Origin of the sequence: Candidatus Roseilinea sp. NK_OTU-006 (assembly GCF_012931985.1) — a bacterium.
GTDB lineage: Bacteria > Chloroflexota > Anaerolineae > J036 > Brachytrichaceae > JAAFGM01.
Genome location: NZ_JAAFGM010000005.1, coordinates 53,816 through 67,053, shown reverse-complemented (window position 1 = coordinate 67,053; position 13,238 = coordinate 53,816). Strand labels below are relative to the sequence as shown.

Annotated in this window: 10 protein-coding genes; all 10 read left to right on the top strand. The window is 64.1% G+C overall.

From position 1 onward, the window contains the following. Positions 1–6 precede the first annotated feature (6 nt). Entirely contained in the window at positions 7–2,415 is a 2,409-nt protein-coding gene (locus tag GXH28_RS04655; protein WP_320447917.1) for an endonuclease MutS2, read from the top strand. Positions 2,416–2,441: 26 nt separating this feature from the next. Then, positions 2,442–3,527 (top strand): type III polyketide synthase, encoded by a 1,086-nt coding sequence (locus GXH28_RS04650; protein WP_169237854.1) that lies wholly within the window; start codon positions 2,442–2,444, stop codon positions 3,525–3,527. Positions 3,528–3,534: 7 nt separating this feature from the next. Beyond that, positions 3,535–4,800 (top strand): AI-2E family transporter, encoded by a 1,266-nt coding sequence (locus tag GXH28_RS04645; protein ID WP_169237853.1) that lies wholly within the window; start codon positions 3,535–3,537, stop codon positions 4,798–4,800. Positions 4,801–4,871: 71 nt separating this feature from the next. Then, complete coding sequence (locus GXH28_RS04640) at positions 4,872–5,519, top strand: sulfite oxidase-like oxidoreductase (protein ID WP_169237852.1); 648 nt, start codon at positions 4,872–4,874, stop codon at positions 5,517–5,519. Positions 5,520–5,603: 84 nt separating this feature from the next. After that, positions 5,604–7,220 carry an MFS transporter gene (locus tag GXH28_RS04635; RefSeq protein ID WP_169237851.1) on the top strand — a complete coding sequence of 539 codons (1,617 nt, stop codon included), beginning with the start codon at positions 5,604–5,606 and terminating at the stop codon, positions 7,218–7,220. Between the two features lie 20 nt (positions 7,221–7,240). Continuing rightward, positions 7,241–10,270, top strand: coding sequence for an FAD-binding and (Fe-S)-binding domain-containing protein (locus GXH28_RS04630; RefSeq protein WP_169237850.1), 3,030 nt, complete (start codon positions 7,241–7,243; stop codon positions 10,268–10,270). A gap of 118 nt (positions 10,271–10,388) precedes the next feature. Then, a complete protein-coding gene (locus tag GXH28_RS04625) occupies positions 10,389–10,760 on the top strand; it encodes an NADH-quinone oxidoreductase subunit A (RefSeq protein ID WP_169237849.1) in 372 nt (123 codons plus the stop codon). Positions 10,761–10,811: 51 nt separating this feature from the next. Beyond that, positions 10,812–11,294 carry an NADH-quinone oxidoreductase subunit B gene (locus tag GXH28_RS04620; protein ID WP_169237848.1) on the top strand — a complete coding sequence of 161 codons (483 nt, stop codon included), beginning with the start codon at positions 10,812–10,814 and terminating at the stop codon, positions 11,292–11,294. 53 nt (positions 11,295–11,347) lie between these two features. Then, complete coding sequence (locus GXH28_RS04615) at positions 11,348–11,857, top strand: NADH-quinone oxidoreductase subunit C (RefSeq protein WP_169237847.1); 510 nt, start codon at positions 11,348–11,350, stop codon at positions 11,855–11,857. Between the two features lie 193 nt (positions 11,858–12,050). Then, the gene (gene nuoD, locus GXH28_RS04610) at positions 12,051–13,205 is read left to right on the top strand and encodes an NADH dehydrogenase (quinone) subunit D (RefSeq protein WP_240550194.1); all 1,155 of its coding nucleotides are present in this window, start codon (positions 12,051–12,053) and stop codon (positions 13,203–13,205) included. Positions 13,206–13,238: the final 33 nt, after the last annotated feature.

Sequence of the window (13,238 nt, the reverse complement as noted above, 5' to 3'; positions counted from 1 at the left end):
CTCGACGTGATTGCCAAGCATCTCCATACGCTTGAGCTACCAAAGATCCTGGATCGCCTGGCAACATATTGCTCCTTCTCCGCCAGCGCAGCGCTGGCGCGCGCGCTAGAACCGGCGACGGATCCTGTGGAAGTGGAGCGCCGATTGGCCGAGACCACCGAGGCGCGCGATGTGCTTGGCAAAAACGACCAACTCGGCATCGGCGGCGCGCGCGACGTGCGCGAAGCCGCGCGGTTGGCCGCCCGTGGCGGCGTGCTGGAGCCGCAGGCCCTCCTGGAAATCCGCGATACATTGCTGAGCGGGCGCAACATTCAGCGCGCTCTATCGCGCCTCGGTGAGCCTCACCCGCACCTCACCGCCATCGTTCACGCTATCGAGCCGAACGGCGCGCTCATCGCCGAGATCGACCGCTGCATTGATGATAGGGGCGAAGTGCGCGACACTGCCTCGCCGGATTTAGCGGCCATCCGCCGCGCAGTGCGTACGGCGCACGACCGGCTGCTGGCTAAATTGCAGCGCATGGTCAGCGACCTCAGCAACGCGCCGTATCTGCAAGAGGCGCTGATCACGCAGCGCAACGGCCGCTACGTCATCCCGGTCAAGGCCGACTTCAAGGGACGCATCCCCGGAATCGTGCATGACCAAAGCGCCAGCGGCATGACGCTTTTCATCGAGCCGCTGGCCACGTTGGAGCTCAACAACGAGTGGCGCGAGCTGCAACTTGCCGAAGCGCGCGAAGTGCGCCGCGTGCTGACGGCGTTGTCCGGCTGGGTCGGCGCAGAAGCCGATAGCATCACGCGCACGGTCGAGGCCATCGCGCGTTTCGACCTTGCGCTGGCTAAGGCGAAGTATGCCGAGGCGACGCGTAGCGTGAAGCCACAGATTGACAACCGCAGGGGAACAGACGGACAGGGGGATAGGCCCCACGAGGGCGAGTCGGGCTTGTCCGGGCCTCGCATCACCATCCTGCAGGCGAGACATCCGCTGCTGAATCCCGACGCGGTGACGCCGATTGATGTGATGCTGCCGGAGGGCGTCCGCATCCTCGTCATCACCGGGCCGAACACGGGCGGCAAGACCGTCGCGCTCAAGACGATCGGCTTGCTGGCGCTGATGGCGCAGTGCGGCTTGCACATCCCTTGCGCGCAGGCGCGCCTGCCGGTCTTTGAGGCGGTCTACGCCGACATCGGCGACGAGCAGTCCATCGAACAGAGCCTCTCAACGTTCAGCGCGCACCTGACCAATCTGCGCGGGTTCCTCGAACGCGTGAACGAGCGCGCGTTGGTATTGCTGGATGAATTAGGCGCCGGCACCGATCCGGCGGAGGGCGCAGCGTTGGCGCGCGCGATCCTGGAACACCTGCTCCAAACCGGCGCCGTCTGCGTCGTCGCCACGCACTATCCTGAACTCAAAGCCTGGGCATCGCTGACGCCAGGCGCTGCGAACGCCAACGTCGCTTTCGATTACGAGACGCTGCGCCCGCTCTACCAATTGTCCATCGGACTGCCCGGCCGATCGAACGCATTCGCCATCGCGCAACGGCTGGGCATGCCCGAAGCGATCGTATCCGCAGCGAGGCGCTACTTGGATGCCAACGTCGCGCGGGCGGAAGACATGCTGGCCGAGATCGCCCGGCTGCAGCAGCAGACCGAGCGCGCGCTTGAAGCCGCGCGCAAGTCGCAACGCGAGGCGGAGGCTAACGCCGAGCGCATCCGCGCTCGCCTGAACGCCATAGAGGACGAGCGCAAGGCGGTCATCGCGCAAGCGCGCGAAGAGGCCCGTCGCGAGACCGAGCAGTTGCGGGCCGAAGTGCGCCGCCTGCACAACCGCATCGTCGCTGCCGGCGGGCCGCTCGATGAGGTAAAGCGCATCAAGCAAGCGGTGGAGCAACTGGCCGAAGCCGCGGCGGCGCGCGCGCCACAGCCGGCGCCGCGCGAGCCGCTGCGCAAAGACGCCATCCAGGCCGGTGACACGGTGCGCATCCGGTCGCTCGGCGTCACCGCCGAGGTCAACGCCGTGGATGGTGAGGAAGCCGATGTGCAGATCGGGCGCATGCACACGCGCGTGCGGCTGAACGACCTGGAACGCATCAGCGCGGGCGAACTGCTTCACAAGACCCAGCGCGAGGCGCGCGACGAAGTCGTCTCGCTGCCGCGTGTCCCTCCCCCGCCCCTCGAACTCGACCTGCGCGGCTTGACGACCGAGGAAGGTGTGGCGCGCGTGCAAGACTACCTGGACCGCGCGGCGCGCGCCGGCCTGCCGTTCGTGCGCTTGATTCACGGCAAAGGCACGGGCGTCCTCCGGCGCGCCATCCGCGACGCGATCAAAGCAGACCCCGCGGTCCAGTCGTTCGAGACCGGCCTGGAGGGCGAAGGCGGCGACGGCGTCACCGTGGTCAGGTTGAAGGCGATGTGAGCGCGTGACATGCAACACCGGTAACGATGGCTTATCTTCTGTCTGTCGGCACAGCGCTGCCTCCCTACGCCGTAACGCAGGAAGAAGCTGCGGCGTTTTCGTTGCGCCACTTCGAAGGCAGACTCGCACGCCACGGCCAGTTGATGAGCATCTTCAGCAACGCACGCATCGCCAAGCGCCACTTCGTCGCCCCACTCGAATGGTTCTCCACCCCCCACCACAGCCTGAAAGAGCGCAACGACCTCTACATCAGCAGCGCCGAGGCGCTGGGCATGGCGGCCGCGCAACAAGCGCTCGACCGAGGCGGCGTTTCGCCGCGCGAGGTGGACTTTATCGTCTTCGTCTCAACCACGGGACTAGCCACGCCGAGCCTAGACGCGCGCCTGATCGCCAAACTCGCCATGCGCTCCACCACCAAGCGACTGCCGGTGTGGGGGCTGGGCTGCGCCGGCGGCGTCGCCGGACTGGCCCGCGCTGCCGAATTCGTGCGCGCCTTCCCCGACACACTCGCGCTGCTGGTCGCGGTGGAGACGTGCAGCATCACCTTCCAGTTCTACGACTTCTCGAAGAAGAACTTTGTGGCTACGGCGATCTTCGCCGACGGCGCAGCAGCGGCAGTGATAGCCGGCGAGGCGTGGGCGCGGCGCCGCACGTTGGCAGGCCGAGCGACGCTGCAATATGTCGCTTCCCATTCATACCTCTTCCCCAATTCGGAGCACGTCATGGGGTGGGATGTCGTGGACACCGGCTTATCGGTGGTCTTCGCGCCGGAGATTCCGGCCCGCATCGCGCGCGACATGCGGCCGGTGGTGGACGCGTTCCTGAATGAATGTCGGCTCGACCGGAGCGACTTATCGCACTATGTGCTTCACCCCGGCGGCGCGCGCGTCATCGAAGCCTACCGCGAAGCGTTCGGGTTGAGCGAAATCGCCTTGCAGTCGTCAAGCAACGTGCTGTGTGAATGTGGCAACATGAGTTCGCCGACGGTACTCTTCGTGCTGGAGCGCGCGTTACAAACGAATCATATCGCGACAGGCCAATACATCCTGATGGGCGCGCTGGGGCCGGGCTTCAGCTCGGAGCTGGCTTTGTTGAGAAGCGCTGTCTTGTAATGATGACATGGGACACTCTCGCCTCGTTCGCCTTGCGTTGATCCTGCTGATCATCGCGCTGCTGTTGTTCATCGTCGAGCGCGTATGGACGTTCGGGCAATTCCTGGGCGGTGTGCTCTCGACCTTGGTGGCGGCGTGGTTCGTGGCCTTTCTCATCAAGCCACTCGTCGTCCAACTGCAGACGGGCATCATTCCCTCGCCGGTGATCGAGCGGCTGGAGCAGCATTATCCGACTTTGCCCGCGGACAAGCTTCGGCTCATCCGGCTGCCGATGTCGGTCGCCATCGTCGTCGCATATCTCATCTTCCTCATCGCCCTCATCGGCGGCGTGACCGTCGCCACGGCGACGATCATCCCGCAAGCCGCCGACTTGATCAGCCGCATACCGGGCTTCGCTGCAACCTTGCCCGAGCAACTGGCTGAATTCTGGGCCGGCTTCGCGGCGCGCTTTGGGCTTGATCCTGCCGCACTGGAGCAGTTCATCGCCAGTCAGGACATCCCCGGCGCCGTGACACAAGCCGCAGGCATCGCCGCGACGCAGGTGCTGAACGTCGCCGCATTTACGGCCAGCTTCATCGGCCAGTTCTTTTTGGTGCTCGTCCTCAGCCTATACATCGTGGTCGAGGATCGTCTGCTCATCCGACAGCTCTTCATGGTGCTGCCGCAGCGCACTCATCAGACGGCGCGAGCCATGCTGACGGCGGTAGACCGCGCCTTTAGCGGCTATCTGCGCGGCCAGTTCATCGGCGCCATGTTGCGCGGCCTGTTCACGCTCATCGTTTTCGGCCTATTCCAGCTCAAGTTCAGCGTTGTGGTGGCGATCGTCTTCGCGCTATCCTCTTTTGTGCCGTTGATCGGCGGGCCGATCGGCATTGCGTTTGCGGCCATTGTGGTGCTGATCGTCAATTCGGACGCCGTACTGCCGGTCGTGCTGCTCATGTTCGCCTTCGACCAGTTCGTCGCCTATGGCATCATGCCGCGCTTGACGAAAGACTTGGTCGGCGTGCCCGGCCTGGTCGCACTGTTGGCCATTAGCGTCGGCGTGCAGTTGCTTGGCTTCTGGGGCGTGATCTTCGGCGTGCCATTCATCGGCGCGGTATATGCGCTGGTCTTCGATTTCTACTTGCCGCGACGCGGCAAAGCCGAGGATTTGCCAGAGGGCCTCGTGGAATCGCCGATCGAGCAGCCATCGCGCGCCGCCCGACCGCCGGACGCGCCGCCGGCGCGAGAATGCGAAGAGCCTCCTGCGCCGGCGCTCAAGCACTCGCCGTGAGCGCGCCGCATCAGGTATGCTCAGGCGGCGTTGTCAACCTGCTAGTGAAACCGATAGCCAGGAGAGGAGAGATGAATCTGTTCAACCCGCGCAAAGAGCGCGAAAACGAGCTTAAGCTGATGGGCAGGCTGCCGCCGGGCCAGTCGCTGACCGAGAAGTTCCCCGTCCTGCACTATGGGCCGGTGCCACATTACGATATGAGCCAATGGACCTTCAGCATCTACGGCGAGGTCGAAGCGCCTAAGCAGTGGACGTGGGAGGAGTTCTTGAAGCTGCCCATGCGCGAGATCACCATGGACATCCACTGCGTCACGCGATGGAGCAAGTTCGACACGCGATGGAAAGGGGTTTGGCTGCCGGACCTGATCGAGCAAGGCATCATCCAACTCAAGCCCACCGCTCGCTTTGTGATCGAGCACTGCGAGTATGGCTTCACCACGAACCTTGACCTGCAACACTTCATGAAGCCCACGACGCTGCTGGCGATCGAATACGATGGCAAGCCGCTCGATCCCGAGCATGGTTATCCCCTGCGCGTGGTCGTGGGCGCGACCAAAGAGAACGCCAAAGACCCGGACACACGTTATTTCTGGAAGGGCGGCAAGTGGCTGCGCGCCCTGGAATTCACTCAGACCGACCGCCCCGGCTTCTGGGAACAGGCGGGCTATCACAACGTCGCCCGCGTGTGGCAAGAAGAGCGTTTTGAGGGCCAATGGTGAGAAATGATGTGCTTCCGAAGTTTCTGGAACTTCGGAAGCGTTTTTAAACCTGCCTTCACCGAAAGCCGGCACACTACACGCACGATGCACGTTCAGAACCAAGCAAACGCCGCAGCCGAGCTTCCACTCGAGCAACCCACCAACAATCGCCGTGAGATCATCGGCTGGGCGATGTATGACTGGGCGAACAGCGCCTTCAGCACCACCGTGGGCACGGTGTTCCTGGGCCCGTATCTGGCCTCGCTGGCCGACGCAGCAGCCAAGGCCAGCCCCGATGGCCAGGCGCGCTTCTTCGGCCTGCCGGTCGCGCCAGACTCGTTCTTGCCCTACTGCATCGCGTTCTCGGTCGTGCTGCAGGCCGGCTTCTTGCCCATCCTGGGCGCCATCGCCGACTACGCTCACCGCCGCAAACAGATGTTGCAACGCTTCGCGATCATCGGCGGCCTGGCGACGACGCTGTTGTTCTTTGTGCAGGGCGACCTGTGGTGGCTGGGCGGCGTGCTGTTCATCCTCGCCAACTTGTGCTTCGGCGCCGCCATCGTCTTCTACAACGCCTATCTGCCCGACATCGCCAGCGAGGGAGCGCGCGACCGCGTGTCGTCCTTCGGCTGGGCCATGGGCTATCTGGGCGGCGGGGTGTTGCTCGTCATCAACCTGATCCTCTTCTTGCTGCGCGACCGTCTCGGCCTGGACAGCGGCCTGGCCGTGCGCATCAACCTGGCCTCGGCCGGCATTTGGTGGCTGGGCTGGTCGGTCTGGACGTGGCTCACGCTGCGCCCGCGTCATCGCGCGCGCCGGCTTCCGGCCGGCAAGAGCATCCTGCGCGTCGCCTTCGATCAGCTCGGCGAGACGATGGAGACGCCCCCGCGCACGGTCGCCAGTTTGCTGCTCTCGCCGCTGCTCGTGTTTGTCCTCTTCCCGTTGGTCTCGGCGCTCAGGCTGCCCCTTGAAGCGATCTTCATCGCGGTCGTCGGCCCGGTCATCATGATCGGCGTCTTTCTGTGGCGCAAGTCGCGCAGCCGGCCACAGACCGCCAAGTTCCTGCTGGCCTATCTCATCTATAACGACGGCATCCAGACGGTGATCGGCGCAGCCACGTTGTTCGCCGCAGCGCCGGCCATTCGCGGCGGCCTGGGCATCCCGGTCGAACGGCTCACGCTGCTGATCTTGATGATTCAGTTCGTCGCGTTCTTCGGCGCGCTGTTCTTCGGCGCGCTGGCCGGCCGCATCGGCGGCCAGCGCGCCCTCGTCACCAGCTTGGTCATTTGGAGCAGCGCGGTCATCTACGCCTTCCTCGGGATGCGCGACTACAGCCCTGCGGCGCTGGGCATCCCGCGCGCCGAGCTGGAGTTCTGGATCCTCGGCGCGATGATCGCGACCGTGCTCGGCGGCAGCCAGGCGCTCAGCCGCAGCTTGTTCGCGCAGATGATTCCGAAGAACCAGGAAGCCGAATTCTTCTCGATCTATGAGATCAGCGAACGCGGCACGTCTTGGATGGGGCCTTTCCTGTTCGGCTTTGTCAATCAGGTCGTCGGCAACTTGCGCCCGGCGATTCTGTCCGTGGTGATCTTCTTCGTGGTCGGCCTCGCCATTTTATTGACTGTGAACATGGCGCGCGCGATCGCCGAATCCGGGCGACGCGAAGAGGAACAGGCGCGCCGCACCATCGCCGAGGAGCAACCCGCGCAAGCGCCGGCATGACCCGCGCATAAAATTGGCGCGTGCGTTCTATCCCTGATGACCACCCGCTGGCGCGGGCGCTTGCGCGCCATGTGGCCGGCGAAGTCCGCTTCGACACGCCGACTCGCCTCATCTACAGCACCGACGCCAGCAACTACCAAATGATGCCGCTGGGTGTGGTGCTGCCGAAAACCCCGGATGACGTTACCGCCACGGTGGCGCTGTGCGCAGAATACGGCATACCGATTACCCCGCGCGGCGGCGGCAGCAGTTTGTGCGGCTCATCCATCGGCCCAGGCGTTGTCATTGACTTCACCAAGTACATGGACGCGCTGCTCGACCTGGACGTCAGCGGGCGCGCCGTCCGCGTGCAGCCGGGCATGGTGCTGGGACAGTTGAACAAACGCCTGGCACAACACGGGCTGCAGTTCGGCCCCGATCCGGCCAGCGCCGAACGCGCCGCTGTCGGCGGCGTCATCGGCGCCAACGCGACCGGCGCGCATTCCATCCGCTACGGCATGACCGCCGACAACGTCACCGCGCTCGGCGTGGTGTTGGCCGATGGGACGCCGGCGGAGTTCGGCCCAAACGAGCACAACAAGGGAATGGGAGGACAAAGGGACGGGGGGAATCACCCGGCCACCTTGTTTCCTCGTCACTTGGTTGAGAGAGTACAGGGGATCGTCCGTCGCTGGGAAGAAGCAATCCGCCGCGACTTTCCCAAGGTATGGCGACGCGCCAGCGGCTACAACCTGGACTACGTGGCCGAGATGCTGACCTACGATCCGGCCCGGCCGACCGCCTGCTTGACCGAAGCGAACACCAGGCGACAAGGCGAGAACTTGGAGAACCATCTGCGCCAGGTTAGCCAACTGAACTTGGCGCCGTTGTTTGCCGGGGCAGAGGGCACCTTAGGCGTCGTGGTCGAAGCCACGCTGCACCTGTTCCCCAAGCCCAAACACACGGCGCTGGTCATCACGGCATTCGATGGCCTGGTTGAAGCAATGCGTGCGGTGCCGGCGCTGCTCACGACTAATCCTGCGGCCATCGAGCTGATCGGCGGCATGTTCATCCGCATTGCGCGCGAGCTGCCGGAGTGTCGCGGGCGAGTCGGTTGGCTGGACGGCCAGGCCACGCCGGAGGGGCTGCTAGTCGTCGAATTCGACGGCGAGAGCGAGGCCGATGTGCGCGCCGGCGTCGAGCGCCTCCGGCAACTGGTCGCGCGCGAGCATCTGCCCTGCGCATTGCGCCCGCTGTTCGACCCGGCAGCGCAGGCCGACGTGTGGTATGTGCGCAAGATCGGCCTGAACGTGCTGACGAGCATCCGCAGCCAGGCCAAGCCGGTCAGCGTTGTGGAGGACGTCGCCGTGCCGGTGGAACGGCTGGCCGAGTACGTCGAGCGGCTCAGCGCGATCTTCGCCGCGCATGACACCGAAGGCGCGTTCTATGCCCACGCCAGCGCCGGCGTCCTACACGTCCGGCCGCTGGTCAATCTGCGCACGTCGCACGGTGTAGCGCAGCTTAAGCGCATTGCCCGCGACGCGCTGGCGCTCTGCCGCGAGTTGGGCGGGGCGATGAGCGGCGAACACGGCGACGGCTACGAGCGCTCGCATCAGAACGAAGCGCTCTTCGGCCCCGATGTATATCAGGCGTTCTGCGCGCTCAAAGATGCCTTCGACCCACGCGGGCTGCTCAACCCCGGCAAGAAGGTGCGCGCAGCCGAGATGGAATCGCATCTGCGCTATGGCCCAGATTACGCCGCCCGCTCCCTGCCGACCACCTTCGCCTTTCGCCGGGACGGCGGCTTTGTGGAGCTGGTGGAGCAGTGCAACGGCAACGGCATATGCCGCAAGCAAGAAGGGGGCGTGATGTGCCCGTCATATCGCGCCACGCGCGAGGAGATGCATAGCACCCGCGGGCGAGCCAATCTGCTGCGCGAATTCCTCTCCGCAAAGCCGGCGGCCAGCGCGACCGACGGCGCTTCACCGCTCGCGTCCCATCCACCCTTCCGCAAGCCCTCACTGGATGAGGTGAAGGCGGCCCTCGACCTGTGCCTGAGCTGTAAGGCCTGCGCCACCGAGTGCGCCGCCGGCGTGGACATGAGTAAGCTGAAGAGCGAGTTCCTGGCGCACTTTTACGAAACCCGCGGCCTGCCGCTGCGCGCCTGGCTGCTGGGAAGGATCGCGTCATTCGCGCCCCTCGCATCGGCGTTCGCGCCGGTTTCCAACTGGCTGGTGAACCACGCGCTGAGCAAGCGCCTGCTGCGCATCGCGCCGGAGCGCGCGCTGCCGGCGTTCCAACGCCAAACGTTCGACCGTTGGTGGGCGCGCGTGGCTGATGCGCGCCCACCGAATTCGGCCAGGCCGCGGGTAGTGCTGTTTGTGGACACCTTCTCGCGATACCACCATCCCCAAGTCGCCATCGCTGCGGTGCACGTGCTCGAGGCGGCGGGCCGCGCGGTGATCGTGCCGCCCTGGCGGTGCTGTGGCCGGCCGCTCCTCTCTCAGGGCCAACCGCAAGCTGTGTTGTCCTGGGCGCGCTTCAACCTGGCGCAACTCGCGCCGCTGGCCCGGCAAGGCGTGCCCATCCTCGGCATCGAGCCAAGCTGCATCAGCGCGCTGCGCGACGACTACCCCGATCTACTCCCGGGCGAGGATGCCGAGATCGTGGCGCAAATGACGCAGAGCGTCGAGGAGTTCCTCGTCGCGCAGGGCGTATCCTTCCCTGAGCCGCGAAACGATGCCAGGCCAGGGCTATTGCTACACGGCCATTGCCATCAAAAGGCGCTGTGGGGCACCCGCGCAACGCGCACACTTTTAACAGCCGCCGGCTATGACGTACGCGAGGTAGATTCGACATGTTGCGGGATGGCCGGCGCGTTCGGCTACGAGGCGGAGCACTACGCGCTGTCACAGCGGATCGGCGAGCTGGCGCTGTTGCCGGCTGTGCGAGCGGCCGGCGCCGAGACGCTGATCGTCGCGCCCGGCACTTCATGCCGAGAGCAGATCGCGCATTTCACCGGCCGCGCCGCGCTCCATCCGGTCGAGGTCATCGCCCGGCATTTGGCATGACGCCGAAGCCGTCTGAAAGCGCAGGACATGCGACTGAGACGCGACTATTTGTGATAAACTTCTCAAGCGAAATCGAACGGGCAGGCCGTATGCCGTGTCTCGTCGAGCTCAATGAGCCATGAACGATTTTCTCCCGGTCTTCATCCTGTTATTCCTTTCCACGGCGCTGGCGGTCCTCGTCGTCTTCATCTCGATCCTGTTCGGGCCGCGCCGCCGGGCGAACAACCTCACGAAGATTCAGCCTTACGAGAGCGGCATGCGCGCCATCGGCCAAGGCCAACGACGCTTCCCGGTGCGTTTCTACCTGATCGCTGTGCTCTTTATCCTGTTCGATATCGAGGTGATCTTCTTCTATCCTTGGGCGGTGGCATTCCGGCAATTGGGTTGGTTCGGGCTGATTGAGATGCTGATCTTCGTCGGCATCTTGTTGGTGGGTTACTTTTGGGTTTGGAAGAAGGGCGCGTTGGAATGGGAAACCATGGACAAATGAGGCATTGAGGATCGCGCATGCGCGATCCTCGGCGGGACAAGGAGTTTGGGAATGGGACTGGAACAGAAACTGGGCGATATGGGCATTGTCACCACTTCGCTGGAGAAGGCGGTGAACTGGGCGCGGTCGAACGCGATCTGGCCGATGCTGTTCGGGCTGGCGTGCTGTGCGATCGAGATGATGAGCACACAGGCGTCGCGCTACGACTTGTCACGATTCGGCATGGAGCTGATGCGAGCCAGCCCGCGCCAAAGCGACCTGATGATCGTGGCCGGACGAGTGAGTCGAAAGATGGCGCCGGTGCTGCGCAATCTCTACGACCAAATGCCCGACCCCAAGTGGGTGATCGCCATGGGCGATTGCGCCTCGTGCGGCGGCGTATTCAACAACTATGCCATCGTGCAGGGCGTGGACGAGATCGTGCCGGTGGACGTATACGTGGCCGGCTGCCCCCCGCGCCCGGAGACGCTCATTGACGGCATCATGAAGCTGCAAGAGAAAATTCGGCACGAACCGCTGAGGAAGTGGCAGTAAGCTGCTATCGTGCGCCGAGCTGGAACGCGCGGCGCAATACAGAATACGCAACGATGAATCACCCTCTCAGTGAACTGCTCAAGTCCGCGCTGGGCGATGCCATCAGCCAGGTTACCCTCTTCCGCGACGAGGTGACGCTGCACACATCCCGCGAACGCATCCTCGACGTGCTGACCCACCTGCGCGACGTGCAGCAGTTCGACATGCTGACCGACGAGACGTGCGTGGATTACTACCCACGCGAGCCGCGCTTCGGCATCCTGTATCAGTTGTATTCGATCCCGCGCAATCTTCGCGTGCGCGTCAAGGTGATGCTGAGCGAATACGACGCCAGCCTCCCGTCCGCCGTGCCGGTGTACCGCAACGCCAATTGGCTGGAGCGCGAGATCTACGACTTGTTCGGGATTCACTTTGAAGGCCACCCCGACCTGCGCCGCATCCTGTTGCCGCCCGATTACCCCGGCCACCCGCTGCGCAAAGAGGTGCCGGTGACTGTGGAAGAAAACGCTTTCTCGTTCAACCGCGCGCGCATTGACGCCGCCAAACCCTACGCGACGGAGTAAAGCGTCGGGTGGGGCCCAGCGCAACTGCCGCGCCCTGAGTTCCGTTCCCTGATCCAAAATGACAATCGTGGAATCCCCAATTCGAGTCGAGGATGCCCCACAGAACGCGGTGCGCGTGGAGGATGTCCAACTCGACATCACCCTGGAGCAGTTGAAGAAGCTGGTTAGCCCGCGCGCGCTGACCGGCGAAACCATGCTGCTCAACATGGGCCCCCAGCACCCCAGCACCCATGGCGTGCTCCGGCTGCTGCTCGAGCTGGACGGCGAGACCATCGTCAGTTGCATCCCCGACATCGGTTATCTACACACCGGCATCGAAAAGACTGCCGAAGGCAAGACCTATCTCAAGGTCATTCCGCTCACCGACCGCACCGACTACCTGGCCCCGATGAGCAACAACCTGGCCTTCTGCGGCGCCGTGGAAAAACTGGTGGGCATTGACGTTCCGATCCGCGCGCAGTATCTGCGTGTGATCCTGATGGAGCTGACGCGCATGAACAGCCATTTGGTCTGGCTGGGCACGCATGCGCTGGACATCGGCGCGATGAGCGTGTTCCTCTATTGCATGCGCGAACGGGAGATGATCCTCGACATCTACGAAGCCGTCAGCGGCGCGCGCATGATGAGCAGCTACATCCGCCCTGGCGGCCTGTGGCGCGACGTGCCGGCGCACTTCCCGCAGTTGGTGCAGCGCGTGCTCGACGTCTTTCCCGGGCGAATCCTGGAATACGAGAAATTGTTGAAGGAGAACCCGCTATGGAAGGAGCGCACCGTCGGCATCGGCAAGATCAGCGCCCAAGACGCCATCGCCTGGGGTATGACCGGCCCATGCCTGCGCGGCAGCGGCGTGAATTACGACGTCCGCAAGGCGCAGCCGTATTCGAGCTACGACCACTTCGAGTTCAGCGTGCCGTTGGGCAGCCACGGGGACGTCTACGACCGCTACAAGTGCCGGATGGAAGAGTTCAATCAGTCGCTCAAGATCATCAAGCAAGCGATGGATCGCCTGCCGCCTGGACCGGTGATGACCGACGATCGCAAGGTAGCCCCGCCGCCCAAGCACGAGATCGCCTACTCGATGGAATCGCTGATTCATCACTTCAAGTTGTGGACCGAAGGCTTTCGAGCACCGGAGGGCGAGGTGTATTTCGCCGTCGAGAGCGGCAAGGGCGAGTATGGTGTGTTGCTCAGCGGCGACGGCTCGCCCAAGCCGCGCCGCGTGCACTTCCGCGCGCCGTCGTTTCACAACCTGCAGCCGCTGGGGGAGATCAGCAAAGGCGCCCTGCTGGCCGACATCGTCGCCATCATCGGTTCAATTGACATTGTGCTGGGAGATGTGGATCGGTAGCTGCGAGCTTTGAGTGTTCTACTCACAGCCCAC